Raw genomic sequence first — 241 nt, forward strand, 5'->3', positions numbered from 1 at the left:
AGATTCCAAATTTGATCATGATAATATACGAAAAGGATCTGCTGTTTTCTCTCGAATTGAACCATATTTACGTACAGCAAATGTAGCCGTACCAGCTTTAGTAGCATCCAGCACTAGTTCAAATGAATATATAGAACAATTAAATACAACTTCAAATCAAAATATTTTAGGAGGAGAATTGCCAAAAAATCAGTGGATTGAGCAAACCGTTACAGTTGATAAAAAGGCTGAAGGAATCGTT

1 pseudogene is annotated in these 241 nt (G+C 33.6%); it reads left to right on the forward strand.

Going from position 1 to position 241, the window contains the following annotated elements:
- Window positions 1-241, forward strand: a pseudogene (locus tag KVT34_RS30990) (hypothetical protein); the annotation flags it as partial.

This window comes from Paenibacillus sp. GbtcB18 (assembly GCF_019091125.1).
GTDB classification, from domain to species: domain Bacteria; phylum Bacillota; class Bacilli; order Paenibacillales; family NBRC-103111; genus Paenibacillus_F; species Paenibacillus_F chitinolyticus.